Annotated in this window: 20 protein-coding genes and 1 tRNA gene; 2 read left to right on the top strand and 19 right to left on the bottom strand. The window is 68.9% G+C overall.

Going from position 1 to position 24,118, the window contains the following annotated elements; translation table 11 throughout:
* Positions 1-102: 102 nt before the first annotated feature.
* The 14 genes from ACIRR9_RS29395 to ACIRR9_RS29330 form a co-directional block, all read right to left on the bottom strand.
* Positions 103-786 (bottom strand): protein-tyrosine-phosphatase, encoded by a 684-nt coding sequence (locus ACIRR9_RS29395; protein WP_365347663.1) that lies wholly within the window; start codon positions 784-786, stop codon positions 103-105.
* Positions 783-1,430 (bottom strand): L-threonylcarbamoyladenylate synthase, encoded by a 648-nt coding sequence (locus ACIRR9_RS29390; protein ID WP_123974121.1) that lies wholly within the window; start codon positions 1,428-1,430, stop codon positions 783-785. Before ACIRR9_RS29390 ends, ACIRR9_RS29395 begins: the two co-directional genes overlap by 4 nt.
* A 79-nt stretch (positions 1,431-1,509) precedes the next feature.
* Positions 1,510-2,355: a peptide chain release factor N(5)-glutamine methyltransferase gene (prmC, locus tag ACIRR9_RS29385; protein ID WP_385687843.1), complete on the bottom strand. Its 846-nt coding sequence runs from the start codon at positions 2,353-2,355 to the stop codon at positions 1,510-1,512.
* A 30-nt stretch (positions 2,356-2,385) separates the two neighbouring features.
* The gene (prfA, locus tag ACIRR9_RS29380; protein ID WP_123974123.1) at positions 2,386-3,462 is read right to left on the bottom strand and encodes a peptide chain release factor 1; all 1,077 of its coding nucleotides are present in this window, start codon (positions 3,460-3,462) and stop codon (positions 2,386-2,388) included.
* A 114-nt stretch (positions 3,463-3,576) separates the two neighbouring features.
* Positions 3,577-3,801: a 50S ribosomal protein L31 gene (gene rpmE / locus ACIRR9_RS29375; protein WP_030672379.1), complete on the bottom strand. Its 225-nt coding sequence runs from the start codon at positions 3,799-3,801 to the stop codon at positions 3,577-3,579.
* A 328-nt stretch (positions 3,802-4,129) separates the two neighbouring features.
* A complete protein-coding gene (locus ACIRR9_RS29370; protein ID WP_403757761.1) occupies positions 4,130-5,245 on the bottom strand; it encodes an LCP family protein in 1,116 nt (371 codons plus the stop codon).
* A 215-nt stretch (positions 5,246-5,460) separates the two neighbouring features.
* Complete coding sequence (locus ACIRR9_RS29365) at positions 5,461-7,284, bottom strand: trypsin-like serine protease (RefSeq protein ID WP_403757758.1); 1,824 nt, start codon at positions 7,282-7,284, stop codon at positions 5,461-5,463.
* Positions 7,285-7,443: 159 nt separating this feature from the next.
* Positions 7,444-9,465 (bottom strand): transcription termination factor Rho, encoded by a 2,022-nt coding sequence (gene rho / locus ACIRR9_RS29360; RefSeq protein WP_403757755.1) that lies wholly within the window; start codon positions 9,463-9,465, stop codon positions 7,444-7,446.
* Between the two features lie 402 nt (positions 9,466-9,867).
* Entirely contained in the window at positions 9,868-10,785 is a 918-nt protein-coding gene (thrB, locus tag ACIRR9_RS29355) for a homoserine kinase (RefSeq protein ID WP_123974126.1), read from the bottom strand.
* 344 nt (positions 10,786-11,129) lie between these two features.
* Positions 11,130-12,188, bottom strand: coding sequence for a threonine synthase (gene thrC, locus ACIRR9_RS29350; RefSeq protein WP_403757752.1), 1,059 nt, complete (start codon positions 12,186-12,188; stop codon positions 11,130-11,132).
* Between the two features lie 6 nt (positions 12,189-12,194).
* Positions 12,195-13,487 carry a homoserine dehydrogenase gene (locus ACIRR9_RS29345; RefSeq protein ID WP_403757749.1) on the bottom strand — a complete coding sequence of 431 codons (1,293 nt, stop codon included), beginning with the start codon at positions 13,485-13,487 and terminating at the stop codon, positions 12,195-12,197.
* 151 nt (positions 13,488-13,638) lie between these two features.
* On the bottom strand, positions 13,639-15,030 hold the full coding sequence (gene lysA / locus ACIRR9_RS29340; protein ID WP_403757746.1) for a diaminopimelate decarboxylase: 1,392 nt from the start codon (positions 15,028-15,030) through the stop codon (positions 13,639-13,641).
* 19 nt (positions 15,031-15,049) lie between these two features.
* Complete coding sequence (gene nrtL, locus ACIRR9_RS29335) at positions 15,050-16,027, bottom strand: ArgS-related anticodon-binding protein NrtL (protein WP_403757743.1); 978 nt, start codon at positions 16,025-16,027, stop codon at positions 15,050-15,052.
* A gap of 226 nt (positions 16,028-16,253) precedes the next feature.
* Positions 16,254-16,721 carry a response regulator gene (locus ACIRR9_RS29330; RefSeq protein ID WP_403757740.1) on the bottom strand — a complete coding sequence of 156 codons (468 nt, stop codon included), beginning with the start codon at positions 16,719-16,721 and terminating at the stop codon, positions 16,254-16,256.
* 154 nt (positions 16,722-16,875) lie between these two features.
* On the opposite strand from ACIRR9_RS29330, the gene ACIRR9_RS29325 reads away from it, so the two are divergent.
* Positions 16,876-16,947, top strand: a tRNA-Arg gene (locus tag ACIRR9_RS29325).
* A gap of 241 nt (positions 16,948-17,188) precedes the next feature.
* The gene (locus ACIRR9_RS29320) at positions 17,189-18,298 is read left to right on the top strand and encodes a hypothetical protein (RefSeq protein WP_403757738.1); all 1,110 of its coding nucleotides are present in this window, start codon (positions 17,189-17,191) and stop codon (positions 18,296-18,298) included.
* Here the strand turns inward: ACIRR9_RS29320 and ACIRR9_RS29315 are convergent.
* The 5 genes from ACIRR9_RS29315 to ACIRR9_RS29295 form a co-directional block, all read right to left on the bottom strand.
* Positions 18,295-19,737 (bottom strand): tyrosine-type recombinase/integrase, encoded by a 1,443-nt coding sequence (locus ACIRR9_RS29315; protein WP_403757735.1) that lies wholly within the window; start codon positions 19,735-19,737, stop codon positions 18,295-18,297. The two genes, ACIRR9_RS29320 and ACIRR9_RS29315, sit on opposite strands and share 4 nt — an antisense overlap.
* Positions 19,734-19,925, bottom strand: a complete 192-nt coding sequence (locus ACIRR9_RS29310) for an AlpA family transcriptional regulator (RefSeq protein ID WP_101400676.1) — start codon at positions 19,923-19,925, stop codon at positions 19,734-19,736. The genes ACIRR9_RS29315 and ACIRR9_RS29310 overlap by 4 nt, the downstream gene beginning before the upstream one ends.
* Before the next feature lie 315 nt (positions 19,926-20,240).
* Entirely contained in the window at positions 20,241-21,770 is a 1,530-nt protein-coding gene (locus tag ACIRR9_RS29305) for a YfjI family protein (RefSeq protein WP_403757732.1), read from the bottom strand.
* 172 nt (positions 21,771-21,942) lie between these two features.
* The gene (locus ACIRR9_RS29300; RefSeq protein WP_403757729.1) at positions 21,943-22,821 is read right to left on the bottom strand and encodes a bifunctional DNA primase/polymerase; all 879 of its coding nucleotides are present in this window, start codon (positions 22,819-22,821) and stop codon (positions 21,943-21,945) included.
* Positions 22,818-24,044, bottom strand: a complete 1,227-nt coding sequence (locus tag ACIRR9_RS29295) for a DNA cytosine methyltransferase (RefSeq protein WP_403757726.1) — start codon at positions 24,042-24,044, stop codon at positions 22,818-22,820. Before ACIRR9_RS29295 ends, ACIRR9_RS29300 begins: the two co-directional genes overlap by 4 nt.
* Positions 24,045-24,118 lie beyond the last annotated feature (74 nt).

Below are 24,118 nucleotides of genomic sequence, written 5' to 3'. Positions count from 1 at the left end.
AGCGTTCCGCAGGGTGATGGGGGTCCCCCGCGCGAGCGAAGCCGAGCATGGGGGAGGGTGGGCACGGCCTGCAGCGCCGGGGGCCTGTGGGGAGACGTGGACCTACATCCGCGCCGGTACCCCGGTCAGGGCCGTCACCACCGGGTCCAGGGCCTCGTGTATCTCGTCCCCGATCGACCGGAAGAACGGCAGCGGGGCGCCGTACGGGTCGTACACCTCGTCCGCCTCCGCCGTCGGGGCCAGCAGCCACCCGCGTAGCGCGGCGGCCGCACGGACCAGTGCGCGCGCCCGGACGACCACGCCGTCCGTCAGCGGCGGCAGCGTCGCCGGGTCGATCGCACGGACCAGGCGGGTGAACTCCTTCAGCGTGAAGGTGCGCAGGCCGGCCGAGTGGCCCATGGAGATGACCTGGGCGCGGTGGTCACGGGTGGCCGTCAGGACCAGGTCGGCGCGGATGACGTGCTCGTCGAGCAGTTCGCGGCCCACGAAGCCGGATGCGTCCGCGCCGAAGTCGGCCAGCACGGCCTCCGCGTTGGCCTCCATGGGCGCGCCCTCATGGCCCCAGGTCCCCGCGCTCTCCACGATCAGCCCGCCGCCCAGGAACGTACCGAGCCGGTCCGTCACGAGATGGCGGTTCAGCCGCTCGGTGATCGGCGAGCGGCACACGTTGCCGGTGCTGACGTGGAGGATGCGGAAACTGTCGCGCGGCAGCCCCACGAAGGTCGTCGTGATCTCCGCCGCGCGCTCCCCGTTGCCTATGCCACGCCCCGCGTCAGGGGCTGTCAATTCGCCACCTCGAGGTCGGGTACGACCTTCCGCAGCTCCTCGGCCGAGAGCGCGCCGGCGCGCAGCAGCAGCGGCACCTCACGGGTGACGTCGACGATCGACGAGGGGATGTTGCCCGGGGTCGGGCCGCCGTCGAGGTACACGGAGACGGAGTCGCCGAGCATCTGCTGGGCGGCGTCGCAGTCCTCGGGCGCCGGGTGGCCGGTCAGGTTGGCGGAGGAGACGGCCATCGGGCCGACCTCGGTGAGCAGTTCGATGGCGACCGGGTGCAGTGGCATGCGCACGGCGACCGTGCCCCGGGTGTCGCCCAGGTCCCACTGCAGGGACGGCTGGTGCTTGGCGACCAGCGTGAGCGCGCCCGGCCAGAACGCGTCGACCAGCTCCCAGGCCAGCTCGGAGAAGTCGGTGACGAGACCGTGGAGCGTGTTCGGGGACCCGATCAGCACGGGGGTGGGCATGTTGCGGCCCCGGCCCTTGGCGTCGAGCAGGTCGGAGACCGCCTCCGAGGTGAACGCGTCGGCGCCGATGCCGTACACCGTGTCGGTCGGCAGCACCACCAGTTCGCCCCGGCGGACGGCGGACGCGGCCTCGCGCAGACCCGTCGCGCGGTCGGTCGCGTCATTGGTGTCGTATCGCCGTGCCATGTCTAGCGGGCCTCCTCGTACACGAAGTACACGTACTTCCGGGACTCCCGGAGCTTCCGGGACTGAGTCTGGGGGGTACTCACGGCAGCGCCTTGCGGGCGGTCGCGAAGCGGGGTCGCCTGTTGAGGTCCGGGTGGTCGGCCGCGTCGGCCCAGCCCCGCTCCTCGGTGAAGATCCACGGCACCTGGCCGCCCTGGGTGTCGGCGTGCTCGATGACGACGACACCGCCGGGACGCAGCAGCCGGTGCGCGGTGCGTTCGATGCCCCGGATCAGGTCGAGGCCGTCCTCGCCGGAGAACAGGGCCAGCTCCGGGTCGTAGTCGCGGGCCTCGGGGGCGACGTACTCCCACTCGGTGAGCGGGATGTAGGGCGGGTTGGAGATGACCAGGTCGACATGGCCGTCGAGGTCGTGGAAGGCGTCCAGGGCGTCTCCCTGGCGCAGGTCGACCCTGGAGCCCGCCATGTTCTTGCGGGTCCACTGGAGCGCCTCCTCGGACAGCTCCACGGCGTGCACACGCGACCGCGGGACCTCCTGGGCGAGGGCCAGCGCGATGGCGCCGGAGCCGGTGCACAGGTCGACGATGCGCGGCTCGACGACGTCCATGGCGCGCACGGCGTCTATGGCCCAGCCGACCACCGACTCGGTCTCCGGACGGGGCACGAACACGCCGGGCCCCACCTGGAGTTCGAGGTAGCGGAAGTAGGCCCGTCCGGTGATGTGCTGGAGCGGCTCGCGCTGCTCCCGACGGGCGATGACCTCCCAGTAGCGGGCGTCGAAGTCGGAGTCCTTCACGGAGTGCAGCGCGCCCCGCTTCACGCCGTGCACGAACGCGGCGAGCTCCTCCGCGTCGTTGCGCGGCGAGGGCACGCCGGCGTCGGCCAGCCGCTGGGCGGCCTGGGCCACCTCGGCGAGCAGCAGGTTCACGCTGGTCCTCCGTGTAGTAACTCGTACCTCTTATGCAGCTGCCAGCTTCGCGGCCGAGTCCGCGTCGACACAGGCCTGGATCACCGCGTCGAGGTCGCCGTCCAGGACCTGGTCCAAGTTGTACGCCTTGAAGCCGACGCGGTGGTCCGAGAGACGATTCTCCGGGAAGTTGTACGTACGGATCTTCTCGGAACGGTCGACGGTGCGGACCTGGCTGCGGCGGGCGTCGGCGGCTTCCTTCTCCGCCTCCTCCTGCGCCGCGGCGAGCAGCCTGGAGCGCAGGATACGCAAGGCCTGCTCCTTGTTCTGCAGCTGGCTCTTCTCGTTCTGGCAGGAGGCGACGACTCCGGTGGGCAGGTGCGTGATGCGCACGGCGGAGTCGGTGGTGTTGACGGACTGCCCGCCGGGCCCGGAGGACCGGTAGACATCGATGCGCAGGTCGTTGGGGTTGATCTCGACGTCGACCTCCTCGGCCTCCGGCGTGACCAGCACACCGGCTGCGGAGGTGTGGATACGGCCCTGCGACTCGGTCGCCGGCACGCGCTGCACGCGGTGCACACCGCCCTCGTACTTCAGCCGCGCCCAGACGCCCTGACCGGGCTCCGTCGCGCCGTTGCCGCCCTTGGTCTTCACGGCGACCTGGACGTCCTTGTAGCCGCCCAGCTCCGACTCGGTGGAGTCGATGATCTCGGTCTTCCAGCCGACGCGCTCGGCGTACCGCAGGTACATGCGCAGCAGGTCACCCGCGAACAGCGCGGACTCGTCGCCGCCGGCCCCGGCCTTGATCTCCAGGATCACGTCCTTGTCGTCGGACGGGTCCCGGGGCACCAGCAGCAGCCGCAGCTTCTCGGTGAGCTCGTCACGCTGCTTGTCCAGCTCCTTGACCTCGGCGGCGAAGTCGGGGTCGTCGGCGGCCAGTTCACGCGCGGTCTCGATGTCGTCGCCGGTCTGCTTCCAGGAGCGGAACGTGGCGACGATCGGGGTGAGCTCGGCGTAGCGCTTGTTCAGCTTGCGCGCGTTGGCCTGGTCGGCGTGGACCGACGGGTCGGCGAGCTTCTTCTCCAGGTCGGCGTGCTCGACGACGAGTTCCTCGACGGCCTCGAACATTTTTGGCTCCTGATACTGCTACTGCATACGGAAGGGAAGGCGGGCGACCAAAAACGCCGGTCCCGGGCACACCCCTCGCGGGGGCGTGGCCGTGGACCGGCGAAATGGGGCTCGCTACTTCTTGGAGCCGGCGGCAGCCTTGCCGAAGCGGGCCTCGAAGCGGGCCACACGGCCACCGGTGTCGAGGATCTTCTGCTTGCCCGTGTAGAACGGGTGGCACTCGGAGCAGACCTCAGCGCGGATGGTGCCGGACTGGATGGTGCTACGAGTCGTGAACGACGCGCCACAGGTGCAGCTGACCTGCGTCTCGACGTACTCGGGGTGGATGTCGCGCTTCAAGGGAGTCTCCTAGATATCGGGAGGGCACCGGGTCGCTGCCGCGGGCTGCGGGAACGTGAACCGGGGCCGACGTACCAGTCTGCCAGGGCTGGCCGCATCTCCCAAAACCGGGGGGAGCGGGGAGGTATTCCCAAGGGGCGAGGGAGAGGGTCGCGCCCATGGGGCGGGGGCGGATCCGCCGTACGCGAGTGCGGGTGCGTGGGGGCTTGTCGCGCAGTTACCCGCGCCCCTTGAGGGGCGCAGTGGTCCCACCTGAAGGGGCGCGGGCTGTGTCGATTTGCGGCTCCGCCGCGTGGGCGCGATCGGCCCCCACACACCCGCAGCCGGACTACGACGTCACGACCCCGTCGGCCTGTCCCGTCGCCGTGCCCTTGGTCGCCGACGTCGGGATCGGCTGGTCGTTCTCCAGCGCCTTCCAGACCTGCTTCGCCTTCGCCTTCGCGACTATCACCCGGTTCGGGTTCGACGGGTCGTACTCGACCGGCATCGTCACCATGTGCATGTTCTTCGAGTCGATGGACTTCAGCCCGTTCGCGAAGTCGATCAGTGAGTTCACCGAGCCCAGGTCGGAGTCGGCGGTGATCGTCTTCGTCGCGGTGTCGGCCAGGTCGTACAGCTTCTTGGGGCTGGTGAAGACGCCCACCTGCTTGATCTGGTCGATCAGCGCCTTGACGAACGCCTGCTGGAGCTGGATGCGGCCCAGGTCGGAGCCGTCGCCGACGCCGTGCCGGGTGCGGACCAGGCCGAGGGCCTGCGCGCCGTCGAGCGTGTGGGTGCCGGCCTTCAGGTCCAGGTGGCTCTCCCGGTCGTCGATGGCCTTCGTCGTGGTGACGTCGACCCCGCCGAGCTCGTCGATCAGCTTCTGGAAGCCGGAGAAGTCGACCTCCAGATAGTGGTCCATGCGGATGCCGGTCATCGACTCGACCGTCTTGACCGCGCAGGTCGCGCCGCCCGTGGAGTACGCGCTGTTGAACATCACGCCGGTCGCGGCGGAGTGCGTGACGCCCTTCGCGTCCTTGCAGGACGGGCGGTCGATCAGGGTGTCCCGGGGGATGGAGACCACGCTGGCCTTCTTGTGCCCCTGGTAGACGTGGATGATCATCGCCGTGTCGGAGCGCGCGCTGCCGTCGTCCGTGCCGCCGCCGAGCTTCTTGTTGGCACCGGAACGCGTGTCCGAGCCGAGGACCAGGATGTTCTCGGAGCCGTTGTCGACCTTGGCGGGCCGGTCACCGCCGAGGGCCTGGTTGATGTCGACGGTCCTGAGGTTGCCGTTGAGCTTGAAGTACAGGTAGCCGACGCCGGTACCGCCCAGGACGAGGATGCCCGCCGCCGTCCAGGCCGTCACGAGCAGCGCCCTGCGGCCCCTTCCCCGGGGCTTGCGGTGGCTCATGGCCTTCGTGCCGGGCCCGGGTATGCCCGGCTCCGGCGTGCTCTCCGCGGACATGGGCTCCTCTGCTCTCGTACGACTGCTCGTCCACCCCCTGCGTTCAGGGTCGGGTCCGGCGGGTGCGTACCGGACCATCGTCACTCCGCCTGGTCAGACGGCGAAACTCGGGAAAGCGTTGCACAACGCAGTGTGCCCACCGCGTAGGGCGATGGGCACACCGGGTGATCGGGTTTCATCGGGCAAGTGGGGCGAACCCCCGCCCACCAGCCATGTCAGCCGAAGATGTCGTACTGCTGGAAACCGGTACCGAGCGACTTCCTTGTGGCAAAGATCTCGCTTGTCCCCTTGCCGGTGCCCGGGTAGAGGTACAGCGTGCCGCCGGTCGTACGGGCCAGGAAGTCGGCCTTGCCGTCGCCGGTCAGGTCGCCGACCGCGACGAGCGTGTTGAAGCCGGTCCAGGCGGAGCGGACCTTCACCCGGGCCGAGAAGAGGCCGGTGCCGGACTTGCCGGTGCCCTTGTACAGGTACAGGTCGCCGCCGCTGCTCTTGCGGGCCAGCAGGTCCGCCTTGCCGTCGCCGTTGAAGTCGCCGAAGCCGCGCAGCTGGTTGTACTGGCTCCAGCCGCTGCCGATCCGGACCGCGGAGCCGAAGGTGCCGTTGCCCTTGCCCGGGTACAGCCACAGCACGCCGCCGGAGTCCTCGGAGAGGACGTCGGGCAGGTAGTCGCCGGTGAGGTCACCCGGGATGACGATGGCCTTGCGGGTCTTCCAGCCGGAGAAGATCTTCGTGGTGACCCAGGAACCGCCGTCCTGGGCGCTGTTCAGCACGAAGTGGTACCAGTAGACGTCGCCGGTGGAGGACACCCGGAAGACGAGGTCCTGGTAGCCGTCGCGGTCGAGGTCGGCCTGCAGGACGACGTTGACGCCGCTGAAGTCGCCCACGGAGGTGCGCGAGGCGAACGACGTGCCCTTGGAGACCAGCTCGTACCCGGCCTTGGTCGACGACTTGCGGACGAACAGGTCGGCCTTGTTGTCGGAGCTCAGGCTGGTATCGGTGATCTGCGCGTAGACGGCACCGACGTAGGTGCTGACCTTCGAGAAGACGCTGTAGGAGCCCTTCACGACGCAGTCGACGCCGTTCTCCGTGACACCCCAGGAGACCACGCCGACGATCCGGCCGCCGACGACCAGCGGGCCGCCGGAGTCGCCGTTGCAGGTCGTGGTGGAGCCGGTGTCGGATCCGGTGGCGGGCTTGCCGGCGCAGACCATGTGGCCCCTGACGAAGCCGGAGCCGAAGTAGGCCGAGCAGGTGCCGTCGGACTGGATCGGCAGCGTGGCCGTCTTCAGGGTGTCGGAGATCTCGTCCGAGGTGGAGCTGGTACGGCCCCAGCCGTAGACCGTCGCGCTCTTGCCCGCCGCGTAGGAGGCCGTGTCGGTGGACGTCGTCAGCTTGATCGGCGTGGCCTTGACCGGAAGGTTCAGGGTGAGCACGGCGATGTCGTTGTTGATGGCCGACGGGCTGTACGACGGGTGGTTCCACTGGCGCAGTACGCCGGTGACGGTACCGCCGTTCAGCCCGGTGTCGTCGGGCAGCTTCGTGGCGCCGGTGACGACGTAGCCGTTGGCCGCCCAGTTGTAGGCCTTGCCGTTCTCGTCCCTGACGCAGTGCGCGGCGGTGAGGATCTTCGTCGGCGAGACGACCGAGCCGCCGCAGAAGAAGGCGATGTCATCGCTGGTGCTGGTGGTGCCCTTCTTGTCCCAGTACCAGAGCTGGGCCATCCAGGGCGCCGAGGAGATGGTGGTGGTACCGCCGCCGATGATCTTCGGCGAGACGGCGGAGCCGCTGCTGGACGTCTTCGTGGTGGTGGTGGTCTTGCGGTCGACGGCGGCGACGGCGCCCAGGACGCGCTGCTTCAGCGTGGCCTGCGACGTCGCGCTGACGGCCGACTTGACCGTGGGCGCCGGCAGCGTGGCCGCGCTGGCGGAGGTCGAGATGAGCGCGGCCGTGACGGCGGCGGCGATTCCGGCCGCGGCGACGGGCAGCGCGAAACGTATCCGACGTCTGTGCCGGCCGCTCCCGGACGTGGGTGTACCCACCTAAGTCCCCCCTCGGGAAAAGAAGTTCGTGATTCGGCCAGGTGACCGAAGGCGCGATCGTACACCGGGGAGGGAAACGCAGAGGTAAACGCAAAAGGGCCGCCCCTGCGCTGTGCAGGGGCGGCCCTTTTGCCTGCTTTTCTTGCCTTACGGCAAGGGTCAGTCGCCGTTGCCGGGTGTCGGCGTCGTCTTCTGAATCTGCATCAGGAACTCGATGTTCGACTTCGTCTGCTTCATCTTGTCGAGCAGCAGCTCGATCGCCTGCTGCTGGTCGAGCGCGTGCAGCACCCGGCGCAGCTTCCAGACGACGGCGAGCTCCTCGCTGCCGAGCAGGATCTCTTCCTTACGGGTACCGGACGCGTCGACGTCCACCGCCGGGAAGATGCGCTTGTCGGCGAGCTTCCGGTCGAGCTTGAGCTCCATGTTGCCGGTGCCCTTGAACTCCTCGAAGATCACCTCGTCCATGCGGGACCCGGTGTCCACCAGGGCGGTGGCGAGGATGGTCAGCGAGCCACCGTCCTCGATGTTGCGGGCCGCACCGAAGAAGCGCTTCGGCGGGTACAGGGCGGTCGAGTCGACACCACCGGACAGGATGCGGCCGGAGGCCGGGGCGGCGAGGTTGTACGCACGGCCCAGACGCGTGATCGAGTCGAGCAGCACGACGACGTCGTGACCCAGCTCCACCAGACGCTTGGCGCGCTCGATGGCGAGCTCGGCGACCGTGGTGTGGTCCTCGGCCGGGCGGTCGAAGGTCGAGGAGATGACCTCGCCCTTGACCGACCGCTGCATGTCGGTGACCTCTTCCGGACGCTCGTCGACCAGGACGACCATCAGGTGGCACTCGGGGTTGTTGTGCGTGATCGCGTTGGCGATCGCCTGCATGATCATGGTCTTGCCGGTCTTCGGCGGGGCCACGATCAGACCGCGCTGGCCCTTACCGATCGGCGACACGAGGTCGATGATGCGGGTGGTCAGCACACCCGGGTCCGTCTCCAGGCGGAGGCGGTCCTGCGGGTAGAGCGGGGTCAGCTTGGTGAACTCCGGGCGGCCGCGGCCGTGTTCGGGCGCCATGCCGTTGACGGAGTCCAGGCGGACCAGCGCGTTGAACTTCTCGCGCCGCTCGCCTTCCTTGGGCTGGCGGACCGCGCCGGTGATGTGGTCGCCCTTGCGCAGGCCGTTCTTGCGGACCTGGGCGAGGGAGACGTACACGTCGTTCGGGCCGGGCAGGTAGCCGGAGGTCCGGATGAACGCGTAGTTGTCGAGGATGTCCAGGATGCCCGCGACGGGGATCAGGACGTCGTCGTCGGCGACCTGCGGCTCGGCGCCGCCGATCTCGTCACGGCCACGACGGCCACGACGGTCCCGGTAACGGCCGCGGCGGCCACGGCGGTCGCCGAAGTCGTCGTCGTCCTGCGGGCCGGCGTTGCGGTCCTGACGGCCGCCGCCCTGCTGCTGGCCCTGGCCTCCCTGCTGCTGACGGTCCTGCCGGTCCTGGCGGTCCTGACGACCACCCTGGCCGCCCTGGCCGCCCTGGCCGCCCTGCTGCTCGTCGCCCTTGCCGCGGCGGTCACGGTCGCGGCCGCGGTCACGGCGGTCGCGGCGGCCACGGCCCTCGCCGTCACCGGCGTCGACCTGCTGCGGCTGCGCGGCGGGGGCCTCGGTCCTCGTCTCGGTCTTCGCCTCGGCGACGATCGTCTCGGTGCCGGTCGCGGCCGGACTGCCCGCCTCGGCGGTGGCGCGGCGCCGGCGGCGCTCGGCCGGGGCGTCGTCGCTGGCCGGCTGGCCGGGGATCTCGATCTGCTGCTGGGCCACGGCCTTCTCGGCGGGGGCCTCGGCGGGCTGCTCCGCCTTCTTCTCGGCGGCGTCGTCGCCCGTACGGGCCTTGGAGGTGGCCCGGCGCTTCGGCTTGGTCTCGGCGGCCGGCTCGGCCTTGGCGGGGGAGCCCCCGCCGGCCTGCGCCTCCTTGATGACCTCGATCAGCTGGCTCTTGCGCATACGCGCCGTGCCCCTGATGCCGAGGCCGGATGCGACCTGCTGAAGCTCGGCCAGCACCATGCCCTCGAGGCCGGTACCGCGGCGCCGCCGGGAGCCGGCACCGGCGGCAGGCGCGGAGGCGTCCGTGGCGGGCGCGGCAGCGGTCTCCTCGACACGTGCGCCCATCAGATCGGTGGTGTCGCTCACGAAGGGTCCTTCCCTGGAGCGGACGTCGGCCTGTCTGGCTCGGCGACCGGTTGTGCTGTCCGACTTCGGTCCTTGCTGTGTGGACCGTGCCGGGGCGGTGGTCCGCCAAAGGTGGCGGAGAGAATTTCTGATGACGGCGCTTCCCCAGCCGTGGCACCCGGTGTCACGAGGCGTGGTCGCACCAATTCCGGAGCGTGCCCAGCGGCCCGCTCAATGCCCGCATACGGCGTACTGCCCAGGTACGACGTACCGAACGCTGAGTGGCTTGGGAGACTCCCGGAAGAATGTCTGTCCCGGACGGGGACACGAAGCACCTCGCCATGGTGGGGTCGGGTGCAGACTTGAGATTAACACTACCGGATCCAACAAACATTCCCCCTCTCCAAATCCGGCAACCGTGTGTCAGGTCGCAAGCGGCAGCACGCTCGCTCCCTGGACATCCAGGTCCAGCCGGTTGGCTGCCCAGTCGGCGCCGGCCAGGGCCTGCACCTTGTCGGCGCTCTCCGCGTCGGCCAGCGCCATGACGGTGGGTCCGGCGCCGGAGATCACGGCCGGGATCCCGTCGGCGCGCAGCCGCTCCACCAGCGCGGCGCTCTCCGGCATCGCCGGGGCGCGGTACTCCTGGTGCAGACGGTCCTCGGTGGCGGGCAGCAGCAGCTCGGGGCGCCGGGTGAGGGCCTCGACGAGCAGGGCGGCACGGCCCGCGTTGGCGGCGGCATCGACGTGCGGCACGGTGCGCGGGAGCAGTCCGCGCGCGGTCTCGGTCAGGACCGGCTTTCCGGGCACGAAAACCACCGGAACGATGGAATCGGCGGGCTCCATCCTGATCGCCCGGGCGGCGCCGGACTCCATCCAGGAGAGCGTGAAGCCGCCGAGCAGACAGGCCGCGACGTTGTCGGGGTGTCCCTCGATCTCGGTGGCCAGTTCGAGGAGCGCGGCATCGTCGAGTCTGGCCTCGCCGCCTATGGTGACGGCGCGGGCGGCGACGATCCCGGCGCAGATCGCGGCGGAGGAGGAGCCGAGGCCACGGCCGTGCGGGATGCGGTTGGCGCACACGATCTCCAGGCCGCGGGGCTGTCCGCCCAGCAGGTCGAAGGCGGTGCGCAGGGAGCGTACGAGAAGGTGGCTCTCGTCACGCGGCAGCGTCTCGCTGCCCTCACCCGCGATGTCGATGTGCAGTCCTGAGTCGGCCACCCGGACGACGACGTCGTCGTAGAGCCCCAGCGCGAGGCCCAGGGCGTCGAAGCCCGGGCCGAGGTTGGCGCTGGTGGCGGGGACGCGCACCCGGACGGCGGCGGCGCGGAACGCTGGACCGGCCATCGCTCGATGACTCTCCTTGAGCTGCGTGATGGTCGAATGACATTCGATAGGTGACATCCGATAGGTACGTGAAGACCCTCGGGCCGTGGAGACGGCGCGGCACCGCGCCATATGCGGAGGCATATGCAGCGGGCGGGTTCACTACAGCCTATCGAAGGAAGGTTCTGTGGCGACATAGGGCGCACAGGAGGCGCACGATGCGTGTCGTAAGCCCCCTGTGCCCCCACTTCAGGGAGTCCCCTCGTCAAGACGCCACAGAGGGGTCACCGGTTGCCCGGCCGGGGCGGCCGAGTGGTCTGCCGAGTGTTCCTCGACCACCTCTCGACCGCCTCTCGAGCGGTTCTCTAGGCGAGGCCCAGCCGCTCGGCCGCGGCGGCCGCGTCGACGGGCACGGTGACCGGCTGCGGGGCGCCGGCGACGGCCCAGTCGGGGTCCTTCAGGCCGTTGCCGGTGACCGTGCAGACGATGCGCTGGCCCGGGTCCACCTTGCCCTGCTCGGCGGCCTTGAGCAGACCGGCCACGGAGGCGGCGGAGGCGGGCTCCACGAAGACGCCCTCCTGGGCGGCCAACAGCCGGTAGGCGCGCAGGATCTCACGGTCCGTCACCTCGTCGATGAGGCCGCCGGACTCGTCCCGGGCCGCGAGCGCGAACTGCCAGGAGGCGGGGTTGCCGATGCGGATCGCGGTGGCGATGGTCGACGGGTCCTTGACGACCTCGCCGCGCACGATCGGGGCGCTGCCGGAGGCCTGGAAGCCCCACATCCGGGGGGTCCCGGCGGCGATGCCGTCGCCGGCGTACTCCTTGTACCCCTTCCAGTACGCGGTGATGTTGCCCGCGTTGCCGACCGGCAGGACGTGGATGTCGGGCGCGTCGCCGAGCATGTCCACGATCTCGAAGGCGGCCGTCTTCTGGCCCTCGATGCGCACCGGGTTGACCGAATTGACCAGCGCCACCGGGTAGTTCTCGCTCAGGTTGCGGGCGAGGGTGAGGCAGTCGTCGAAGTTGCCGTCGACCTGGAGGATCTTCGCGCCGTGCACGAGGGCCTGGCCCATCTTGCCGAGCGCGATCTTGCCGCGGGGCACCAGCACGGCGGAGACCATCCCGGCGCGCACGGCGTAGGCGGCCGCGGAGGCGGACGTGTTGCCCGTGGAGGCGCAGATGACGGCCTGCGCGCCCTCCTCCTTGGCCTTGCTGATGGCCATGGTCATACCGCGGTCCTTGAAGGACCCGGTCGGGTTCGCACCCTCCACCTTCAGGTGGACCTCGCAGCCCGTGCGCTCGGAGAGCACCTGCGCCGGCACGAGGGGCGTGCCACCCTCGCGGAGCGTCACGACCGGCGTGGTGTCGGAGACGGGCAGCCGGTCCCGGTACTCCTCGATGATTCCGCGCCACTGGTGGGTCATTGCTGGTTACTCTCCTTCAACCCGCATGATGCTGGCGACACCCCGCACGGTGTCGAGCTTGCGCAGCGCCTCGACGGTCCCGGAGAGGGAGGCGTCGGAGGCCCGGTGGGTGACGACGACGAGGGAGGCCTCGCCGTCCTTGCCCTGCTGGCGAACCGTATCGATGGAAACCCCGTGCTCGGCGAACACGGTGGCGACCTGGGCGAGAACACCCGGTTTGTCGGCGACATCGAGGCTGATGTGATACCGGGTGACGACCTCGCCCATCCCCGACACGGGCAGGGCGGCGTACGCCGACTCGCCGGGCCCCGTTGCCCCGCTGAGCCGGTTGCGGCAGACGGCGACCAGGTCGCCGAGGACCGCGGAGGCGGTCGGGGCGCCGCCGGCGCCGGGACCGTAGAACATCAGCTGGCCGGACGCGTCCGACTCCACGAAGACGGCGTTGTACGCGCCGCGCACCGAGGCGAGCGGGTGGGTCAGCGGAATCATCGCGGGGTGCACGCGGGCCGTCACCGAGCCGCCGTCGCCGGCCCGCTCGCAGATGGCGAGCAGCTTGATGGTGCAGCCCATGTTCTTGGCGGAGGCGAAGTCGGAGGCGGTGACCTCGGTCATGCCCTCGCGGTAGACGTCGTCGAGGCGCACCCGCGAGTGGAAGGCGATCCCGGCGAGGATGGCGGCCTTGGCGGCGGCGTCGAACCCCTCGACGTCGGCGGTCGGGTCGGCTTCCGCGTATCCGAGCGCGGTGGCCTCGTCCAGCGCCTCCTGGTACCCGGCCCCCGTCGAGTCCATCTTGTCGAGGATGAAGTTGGTGGTCCCGTTGACGATGCCGAGCACCCGGTTGACCTTGTCGCCGGCGAGGGACTCGCGCAGCGGGCGGATCAGCGGGATGGCACCGGCGACGGCGGCCTCGTAGTAGAGGTCCTTGTCGTGCTGCTCGGCGGCCGCGTGCAGGGCGGCACCGTCCTGGGCGAGCAGCGCCTTGTTGGCGGAGACCACGGAGGCACCGTGCTCGAAGGCGGTGGTGATGAGGGTGCGGGCGGGCTCGATGCCCCCGATGACCTCGACGACGACGTCGATGTCCCCGCGTTTCACGAGGGCCGTGGCATCGGTGGTGACCAGAGCGGGGTCGATGCCCTCACGGACTCTGGAGGGCCGTCGTACGGCGACACCGGCCAGCTCGATCGGGGCGCCGATCCGCTGTGCGAGGTCGTCGGCGTGCGTCGTCATGATGCGCGCCACCTCTGAGCCGACAACCCCACAGCCCAGCAGCGCCACCTTCAGCGGACGCGTACGCATCATCCGACCTCGTTTCCTCATACCGTCTACGGTTGGACCAGTCTCACTCACCGGACGGGAGTTTCTACCCTTGGTCCGGATTGTGAGACATCTATTTCATTCTGTGAGGACCGGAAGACAGGAGATCTTCCGGGCCCCTTCCGTCTTTTTCCGGCTATCCGACGTCGAGACGCAGGAGGTCCTCCTCCGTCTCCCGGCGGACGATCACCCGGGACTCGCCGTCGTTCACCGCGACGACGGGCGGCCGGAGCACATGGTTGTAATTGCTCGCCATGGAACGGCAGTAGGCACCGGTGGCCGGTACGGCGATGAGGTCACCGGGTGCCAGGTCGCCCGGCAGGAACGCGTCCTTCACGACGATGTCCCCGCTCTCGCAGTGCTTGCCGACGACCCGGGCGAGCATCGGCTCGGCCTCACTCGTCCGCGACACGAGAGCGACGCTGTACTCGGCGTCGTACAGCGCGGTCCGGATGTTGTCGGACATGCCGCCGTCGACGGAGACATAGGTGCGCAGACCGTCGAGGGGCTTGATGGTGCCGACCTCGTAGAGGGTGAAGGCCGTCGGCCCGACGATCGCCCGCCCCGGCTCGACGGAGATGCGCGGGGTCCGCAGCCTGGCGGCCTCGCACTCCCGCGTCACGATCTCGGTGAGCGCCTTGGCGATCTCGTGCGGATCGCGCGGGTCGTCGTCACTGGTGTACGCGATCCCGAGTCCGCCGCCGAGGTCGATCTCGGGCAGCTCCACCCCGTGCTCGTCCCTGACGTCCTTGAGCAGCCCCACCACCCGGTGCGCGGCGACCTCGAACCCCGACATGTCGAAGATCTGCGACCCGATGTGCGAGTGGATGCCGATGAGCTCCAGCCCGTCGAGCTGCAGCGCCCGCCGCACGGCCTCGGCGGCCTGCCCGCCCGCCAGCGGAATCCCGAACTTCTGGTCCTCATGGGCGGTGGCGATGAACTCGTGCGTATGCGCTTCGACACCGACGGTGATACGGATCTGCACGCGCTGCCGCTTGCCCAGGGACTGCGCGATGTGCGCGACCCGCACGATCTCCTGGAACGAGTCGAGCACGATCCGCCCCACACCGGCCGCGACCGCGCGCTCGATCTCCTCGCCGGACTTGTTGTTGCCGTGGAAGGCGATCCGCTCGGCGGGCATCCCGGCGGAGAGCGCGGTGGCCAGCTCCCCACCGGAGCACACGTCCAGGTTGAGCCCCTCCTCGTCCAGCCACCGCACGACGGCCCGCGACAGGAAGGCCTTGCCGGCGTAGAAGACGTCGGCGTCGTGCCCGAAGGCGGTGCGCCAGGCGCGGGCCCGGGCCCGGAAGTCGGCCTCGTCGAGGATGTAGGCGGGGGTGCCGTGCTGCTCGGCAAGGGTCTTCACATCGATACCGCCGACGGTGACGACCCCGTCCGCGTCACGCGTGACGGTCTGGGCCCACACCTTGCCGTCGAGCGCGTTGAGGTCGGTGGGCGGAGCGGCGTAGTGGCCCTCGGGCAGGACATCGGCGTGCCGGGGCCCGGCGGGGTGTGCGGAACGGCTCATGACTCTTCTGGCGCTCTCTTCAGAGGTGATCGGGTGCGTCGATGCCGAGCAGGGACAGGCCGCCGGCCAGCACCGTCCCGGTGGCTTCGGCGAGGGCGAGCCGGGCACGGTGGGCGACCGAGGGTTTCTCGTCGCCACGGGGCAGCACGGTCGGCAGGTACGGCAGGGCGGCATCGGCGACGGTGACCAGGTGCCGGGCGAGCCGGTCGGGGGCGCGGTGGGTGGCCGCGGCGTGGAGGATGCGCGGATAGTCGGCGAGGGCGGCGACGAGGGCACTCGGAGCGTCCGCGACATCCCCGGATACGGCACCGAACCCCAGCCGCCCGGCCCCGCGCTCGACGGCGCGCGTCCGGGCGTAGGCGTACCGCACCCGGAACAGCGGGTTGCTCTCCCGCTGCACCAGATGGTCGGCGGTGATCCGGGGCCGGTCGTGGGCGGCGGGATGCAGCAGCGCCCACTGGGCGGCGTCGGGCCCGAGCGGCGCGGGGTCCTCCGGCGCGGGCACGGGCCGCAGATTCACCGGCTCCCCGTGCTCGACCTCACCGCGCCCGCCCTGGGTCGCGACGATCCTGACCACCGCGTCGGCGACGACCTCGGCCCGGACGTCGTACGGCACCCGCAGCGCGACCACCTGCCCGGCGAGGGCGTCGCCGTGGCCGTAGCCGGGCCCGAGGGCGCGGATCTCGCCGACCAGCGTGGCCGTCGGTGACGCGGCGGAGCCGAGGCTGATGTTGAGGAACCCGGGTCCGGTGACGACGACGTCACCGACACCGGCGCAGCGCGCGAGATGGGGCAGCAGGATCTCGGCGACCCGCAGCGGCGGCTGCCCGGCCGGGCGGGCGAGCTGCAGCGCGATGTTCGTGGCGTAGTCCCCGCACCCCCCGGGCCCCGGCGGTGTCACCACGACCCGCTCCGGCACGGTCACGCTGAGCTCACCCTCGTCAACAGCACGACGCACCGCGCGCAGCACGGTACGGGAGAGCTCGACGGGGGTCACGGGACAAGCGTAGGGGAGGAGGGGGGTGGGTAGGCGAGCCGGTTTGGGCACGGTTCCGGGATGTGGACGGCGGCGCGGGCCGAGATGGGGCGGGCTGGGCCCGGATTACGACGGCACAAGAAGGTATTACGGGCCCCCGCCGTCACGGATGGACACAGCTGCCGGCGTCACAGGCAGCCGGACTTTCCGACATCACGGGTGGACGGACTTTCCGGCGTCACGGGCGTCACGGGTAGACGGGGTTGCCGCCGGCCCGCTCCCCCGAGAGCTCCACGGTCCCGGTCACTCCCCCGCCGGCCCGCTGCTGCTCACCGCCACGCCGCCGCGCCACCAACTCCCTTACCAGCCGGACGAGTTCAGCAGGCTCGAAGGGCTTGGCGAGAAAGGCGTCGACACCGACACCGAGCCCGGCCTCCACCTCGTACTGCGTACAGGCACTGACGATGGCGAGGGGAAGATCACGGGTCCGCGGATCGGCACGCAACTGGGCGGCGGTCCGCAGGCCGTCGAGCCGGGGCATCACGACATCAAGGGTGATCACGTCGGGCCGCACCCGATGAACGACATCCAGACACTCGGCACCATCGGCCGCGGTCACGACCTCGAGACCCTCCAGTTCGAGATTGACCCTGATCAGCTGCCGGATGACCTTGTTGTCGTCCACAACAAGCACCCGACCCGACGCCCCTGGCACAACTCGAGAGTAGGTCCGGACCGGCCACCGCGTCCGGGTTTTCCCGACTTCCGCCCGCCTCGACGGAGCGACCCCCGGGAAACCCGTTCATGAACACCCCGGGCGAGCTGGTAGTGTTCTGTTCGTCGCCGCGAGCAACAGCTCAACGCCAGACGCCCCCGTAGCTCAGGGGATAGAGCAACGGCCTCCGGAGCCGTGTGCGCAGGTTCGAATCCTGCCGGGGGCACTTCGCCTCAACCAGCACGATGATGCGGTTGACCAGCGCAGATGCCAAGCATGAAGAGCGGGAGCCAGTCTCACTGGGTCCCGCTCTTTGTCGTTGGTTCGCACTGATCGCGATAGACCTGCGATAGAGACTCGCCACAGGGCATCATCTGAGGACCGCACCATCGACTGGCGCAAACGCCGGCGGCCTGCGCCCCGGCGCTGAACGGCCCGACCAGCCCACAGCCCTGTGAGGTCCTACGTTGCCGCGAACCATCTATTTCGACAGGCGTCTAGAAGAATTTCGGTTCGGAAGTAACAGCCGACGCTATCGAGACATCGATGGATACCTCTTTCATGAGTCCGAGCTTGCACAACTCAAAGCCGTCGACCTAAAGAACGCCCTAAAAGGTGCCGCTCGCCTCTACGAGGCAGATGAGCTGGACTTCTATATAGTCGAAGGCGACCTAGACGACTTTGACGAAGAGTGGTCCCCTCCCGGACCAGTGCAGATCTCACTAAAGAAAGGGACTCTAGTTGTACAGATTCACGTGGTAACGAAAGCAGAGGAGTTCGATGAAGAAACACTACCTCCAATCTACCGCTCAATGCTTGCACCATATCTCGCGAGGCGGAAAGCAACGCTGCGCAACATCGAAATGACCCTCGACCATCACGCAGCGCCGTACGTCTGGCGGATTGACCTCGAATGTGATCTTCGCAATCGACTGGTGAGCGATTTGTATAAGGTCGGCAGCGATGCGATCGCACTCCTAGATGCCGCCGAGAGCGGCGAACTCACCCGCGAGACAACTCTTGAGCTTCTTCGGGCAGGTAGAGCGGACGTCTTGATCGGCCAGCCAGAGGGTCCATGGCTCGACGTGAAGAGCGCACACTACGACCTCGACACACCGTACGGGAAGATCGCACTTGCCCAGGCGGTATCAAGGTTTGCGAACGCTGAACATGGTGGCATCGTCGTTGTGGGCATGCGCGGAAAAAAGATCCCCTCAGGGGAACTGATTCACAGTGCGTGTCCAGTCCCTCTCGATGGGCGCACGCTGCGCAGATATCAGAGCGCACTAGAGATTCACCTGTACCCTCCCCCAGATTTCCTCGACGTAGAGGCATTTCCCGATGGACAGGATCGGGGCATAGTCTTTGTTCACATTCCACCTCAGCCTGAAGAGCTCAAGCCCTTTCTCGTTCACGGTGCGATAGTGGACGGTCGCATCGAGGGTGCCTTCATTAGCGTTGTTCGACGCAGAGGCGAGGGATCGATCCCTATTACCGCACCTGCCATTCACGCGACGCTGGCCGCTGGCCGCGCCCTGCTTAGACGCGGCCAGCTTCCCGCGGATCCGAAGAGCTAGGAAGGCCAGTCAAGCTCCTTCTCGATCTTCATGTTCATTGCAGCCTCCTGGCCGTATATGCACCCTTCGTAAACCCGATGAATCACCTCGGGTGAGTTGCCGACTCTCCGCGCGACCTCCGCCACTGGCACGCCGGCGTTCAGCCATGTCGTGATGCAGGTGTGCCGCAGGTCGTACGGCCGCCCCCCGAGGATGGACGCCTGAAGGTCCGGCGAGAGCGCGTACTCCCGAGCGTCCCGCCATACGCGCCAATAGGTACTGCTGCCCACCAGGCCGCCCCGCTCGTTCGTGAAGAGCCGCCCGTCCTTGGCCGTACCGAACTCCTTCAGGTGGGCGCGGAGCATGGCCACGAGCGGCGGGGGGATCGGGACTGGCCGGTCCTCCTTGGCCTCTCTCGACTTCAGGCCGCGCTTGTCGTGGCGCTCTCCGCTGTCTGTCCACTGCTTGCCTGACACGGGGTGGGTGTCGTGGAGTGTCAGAACGCCCCACCCGTTCTCCGGGAGGAAGCAATCCGTCTTCCTGAGGCCCACAGCCTCACTCGGGCGGAGGCCCGCGAAGTACATGACCGCGTAGAAGCCCACCAGGCGCCGACCCTTCTTGCGGTCCCATGTCCCAACGTACGAGACCGACGCGAGAAGTTGAGCAGCCTGCGTCTTGTTCACAAGAACACGGGGGTCCACACGGTCCGATGAGGAACTCTTCACCTTCTTGAGGGCGGTGAGTGGATTCTCCGTCAGAAGCTTGCGCTCGATGGCGTATTCAACCGCCGTATTGAGCGCGCGCCGCCGACGACGGGAGGTCTCCCCCGCCGCGGGAGTGCCATCCAGTTTGAAGGAGATCCGATACTGAACATCGCGGAGAATCTTCGGGTCTTCCAGCGAAGAGACGAGAAGCGATTTCTTGGAGATCCACCCGTAGGCGTCTTCAAGTTCCTCCGGCGGGTCAAGTTCGGCGTTCTTGGGAATGACCGCCCACCGGAAGGCAAGACGCAGCTCTTCCGGTGACGGCATCGTCTGTTCCTGCTCCACCAGGGCCAGCGTCACCGCTGCGAGCCCGTCGGCGATCCCCTCACGGGTCTTGGCCGCAGCGGTCGGCCAACGCATCGCCATGTACTCGCGGCAGAATGCGAACCAGGGAAGTTCCTCACGGACTTGCTCCGCAGTGGCCTCAGCCCGTACCTCGGATTCAGGCAGACCGTCGGCGATGCGGAATGCCTCGCCGCGGCGCATTGCCTGCCACAGTTCAGATCTGCGGCTCTCTGCGAGAGCCACCGTGGCGAAGGTGGCACTACTGACCTTTCCTCCGACTTTCCAACGGAGTTGGTAGGGACGCGTCTTGCTCTGCGCCTTGGCGACTTTCCACAGGCGCACGTCAAGCGAAAACCCGTCCGGGGCCGAGCGGTTGTTCTGCTCGGCCCCGTTGTCGGTGTCTTTCGTCACGCGCTCTCCTCCAGCGTCTGGAGCCACCGACTCAGTTCGGACCTGCGGATTCGCACCGCGCCGTTCGGGAGCTTGATGGACTTCGGGCCCTTCTTGTACTGCCGCCAGCGATAGAAGGTCGCTCGCGGAACGCCTATCTCTTCGATCACTTCAGGGATGGTCAGCATCTCGTCGCGGGGCTTGGCCACGACTCCTCCTTGGGCGAGAGAGCAAGGGAAGGTGGTGGGACCAGCCGAGAGCCGCCACAGAAACCACGAAAACCACAGAAACCCTGGATTGGTGGGCTGACCTGCGGCGATGCCGCGCGGTGGGGGCTGCCACAGAAATCGCGGAAAGTTCCACAGAAATAGGCGGCCGGACCGGCGGGGCCGGTGGCGGGTTATTTCTGTGGCTTCTCGGTTGGTTTCTGTGGCAGCGCTCCGCGGGCCCCTGACAGGGCTGTCTGTGCTGGTCAGGGGCTTGCCGGGGGTATTTCTGTGATTCTGTGGTTTCTGTGGGCGGGCTCAGGCGGTCGGGTCAGTCAGGCGGGGGTGGATGAGGTAGCGCGGGGAGGGCGGCCGGCCGCGTCCTCCGGTGCGCTGGACGGCTTGGGCGCGCACGTAGCCGTGGTCTTCCAGCAGGGCCAGGACCGGATCGAGGTCATTGGCGGTGCGGAACTCGGAGCGGGAGAGCTTCACCATCAGGTCCCGCTTGCTGACCTCACGCCATCCGTGAGTGTGGAGTACTTCCAGCACCGTGCGGGCTCGCTCGACAATGCGGTCAGCGCCCATCGAGTCGAACGCGGCGAGACTGTGGCTGATGAAGTACTCGGCCAGCGCGATCGCATCGCGCATGGTCGCTTCCGCCACGGGCACCGTATGCCCTTTGGTGAGGTGTTCGGCGAGGTGGAGCAGGGCGGCCATGCGCGCGGTGGCGCCGACCAACTTGCCTCCCCAGTCGCCAATCTGCCCCATGATGCCGCCGCGGGCTTCCAGCATCGGCTCTACCCGCCCCTGAAAGGCTTTCAGGGCGGCGACCGCCTCGGGGGTGAGCTGGATCAAAGCAGGATCGGTCCACTCGGCGAGGAACAGCGTCAGGTCGAGGACATGACGCCGGTAGGTCTCCATTACCTGCTCGGGAATGGGGTCCGGCTCGATCTTGCGGCGGCCGACCAGCGACTCGGGAACCGAGTAGAGGAACCTGCCTAGCAGGCCGCGGCCCTTGAACCCGTCCTGGCGTCCGATGTCGTCCAAGACCTGCGGCTGCACACACAACCCCATGGTGAGGGCGGGGTGTTCGATGTATTCCTCGCGGGTCTGCCGGTCGACCTTGAGACGGTCTCCGGCATGGCCTTTGAGGAAGACGCCCATGTTGGGCTTGCCGGAGTAGCGTCCGGCGATGATGTCGAAGATGTCGCCCTCGGCGGACATGACGGAGATCCGGCCGCCCTGCTCGGCCATCCGGGAGGTGACCGTCTCGGCGGTGGTGTCGTCAGCGAGCAACTGCGGTTTGGCCGGCACGCTAACGCTCTCCGCGGTCTGCGCCAGTGAGATCGCCGTGGCCACCAACTGATCCCGCTCGTCCGCACTCGCCGACGCCGCCTTGGCGGTGGCCTTGTCGGCCGCTTCCTTGGCGAGGCGGGCGGTCATCTCGGCTTCCACGATGGCCGGTTGGGTCAGCGTGCGCAGTTGCTGCTCTGCCTCGTACAGCGGGTCAGTGAGCAGGCCGAACACGGCAGACTTCCGGTTGGCGGGCGGTAGCGAGACGACAACGTAGAGATTCGTGGGCTCGCGCCAGTGCCCGCGCACCTGCACCACTGCCCTGCCGCCCGCCGCGGTGGCGAGCACGGACAGCGCGATGCATCCGGCGAGGTCGACGGGGGTCTGTGTCTCCTCGGCGACCGCGGCCACGAACTCCCGCAGCCACCCCGGAAGAGAGGCGATCGGGAAGGGGGCGAGCTTGCGGGGTCCGGTGAGGGGAACGGGCTCCTCCCACACGGGTGCGGGCGGCTCTTCCAGGGTGGACAGTCCGGCCCACAGGTCGGTGCGGTCCACAGGCTGTGCGGTCATGAGACTGCCCTCCCTTCAACGGGATCTCCGGTCTGTGGGTCAGGACCAAGTGCAGTGCGGACGCCTTCGGCGACGTTCCTTCGGTCGCCTACAGTGGCCCGTAGGGCGGCTTGTGTGGCGTTCTGAAGCTGTTTCAGGTAATTGAAGGGCTTATAGGTCATGCGGCACCCCTCTCGGCCGCGCTGAGGCCGTTGGTGACCGCGCGATGGGCGTAGGACTCGGGGACACCGACCGAGACGGCCGCAGCCACGATCTCTCCCCCGATCACGTCCAGTCCGCACGGACCGGGGCACTCGGTGTGCTGCGCGGCGAGGAACCGGGCCACGCCGAACGCCTGTGATCCGGCACCGGATTCGACGCGGGAGCGCACGAGGGTGAGGCCCCGTTCCAGGCCGGTGCGGACGTAGCCGTCGGTGTGACGGCAGCCGGCGGCAACGGTCCGGTCCCACGTGGCGCCCACGGGGAGGGAAGAGACCACCTCCCCGCGGGCGGGGGTGGTCTCTTCCTTCACCACCAGGGCGCGGACGGTCGACGGCAGATCGGCCATGCGGCCGGCGCCCGGACCGAGCCAACGGGCGTACGACATCGCGGACTTGATATCGACTCCTGCCCGGACCGCGTTGTGCGACCCCATGACGCCCCTGTAGATCCAGTGCTCACCGCGCGTCGTTGCCACGGTGCGGGTGGTGGGCAGGGTCTCGCGGGCCCAGGAGACGGCCGCAGCGTTGTCGAGGTCGACCACGGTCAGCCTCGCTCCTCCGGGGTGGTAGCCGACGCACACGGCCCGCTCCCATGCCGCCACCCACAGACGGGAGGTGACGACGTTCAGGCTGGTGGTGGCGGCAGCCCATGCGTGGCAGGGGGCGGGGCATCGGCAGGCACCCGCGCGCTTCATGTTCGGCCGCCCGCCACACGCGTTCTTGGCGCACGCACGGCAGTTGCCGAACGGCCCCTTCCCGTCCAGCAGAGGCAGCACCGGCAAGCCGACCGCGGCGAGTTCCAGCGCGGTGTTCAGGTGGGAGCATGTGGCGGTCATGCGGCGGCCCTCCCTTCTGGGCGCGCGGGGACGTGGGCGCCCAAGAGCAGGCCGTAGGCGTGATGGGCCTGTCGGGGGATCACGCCGTTGCCCAGGATCTTCAGCTGTTCCTTGCGGGGGATGTCGGGCACGGCGGTGACCCACCCGGCGGGAAGACCCATGAGCCATTCCGCGAACGCCGGCGACAGGCGCCGATTGCCCCGGGTGCCCGGCTCGGTCGGGCAGGGTGCCGCACGGCCGGTGACGTGCTCCCACCGGCGGATGGCGGGCCCGTAGTCGGTGCCGTCACTGGCCACCCACCGGTCATCGAGCCGCACGGCCTGACCGGGCAGGTAGTACCGCCCGGAGGTGTCGCGCTGGTTCGGGCCGCCGTGCGGTCCGTCGGACGCCTTCGGGGTGGGCAGCAGGTTGACGACCACCTCGTTGAGCGGGCGAGCGTTCCTGCCAAGCAGGTTCGAGGCGCCCGACTTCCAGTCGCGGGCAGCTGGGGTGGGCAACAGACGCCGGACGGCGTCCGTCAGGGTGCTCCCGTAGCCATTTCCGTACGGTGTTCCATCAGCCCTGAACAGGTTCACCCCTCCGGCGGTGCCGGCAACCTCGTTACGGCGGTCCGCAGGTTCATCCCACCCTTGCGCTTGGGCGAGATTCCGGGGCCGCCAGTGCCGTCCGAGGTGGTGGGGGTCGGCATCAGCGGGATGACCAATTGCGAACCAGCGGTCCCGCGGGTGCGGGGCGCCGATTTCGGGGTCACCAGCTCGTAGACATGTCCACCGGACGTCATACCCGATCGCGGCCAGGTCCGCGGCGACGACGTCCAGCCCCCGCGAGCGGAGCGCCGCCACGTTTTCCAGGAACACGAGACGCGGTCGAAGGACGCCCACAGCCTGAGCGACGTTTTTCCAGACCCGAGACCACAGCCCATTGATTCCGTCCCTTCGTCCAGCGTTGGAGATGTTGCGGCAGGGGAAGCCGGCGCCGATCACGTCCGGCGCGACCTGGTCGCGCACGGTGTGCCAGTCAACGGCGGTGATGTCCCCGAGGTTGGGCACTCCGGGGTGATGCGCGGCGAACACGGCTGCGGCGTGCGGGTCGTTCTCCGCGAACGCGACCGGCGCACCGCCGGTCCCGGCACGGATCGCCTCTTCGAGTCCGCCGTAGCCGGCGCACAGCGCCAACAGGCGCGGCCGGGTGCCGTCTCGCCTGATGGGGGTGGGTTGGGTCATGCTGGTGGTCTCCTGTTTCTGTCGAAGGGACGGAGAACCGGGGCGGTCGCGGTCTTTGGCGAGAGGCGACCGCC

This window comes from Streptomyces sp. NPDC101234, from assembly GCF_044767525.1.
GTDB classification, from domain to species: Bacteria; Actinomycetota; Actinomycetes; order Streptomycetales; family Streptomycetaceae; genus Streptomyces; species Streptomyces sasae.
The sequence above is the reverse complement of the archived record's forward strand: the minus strand, read 5'-3'. Positions and strand labels throughout refer to the sequence as shown.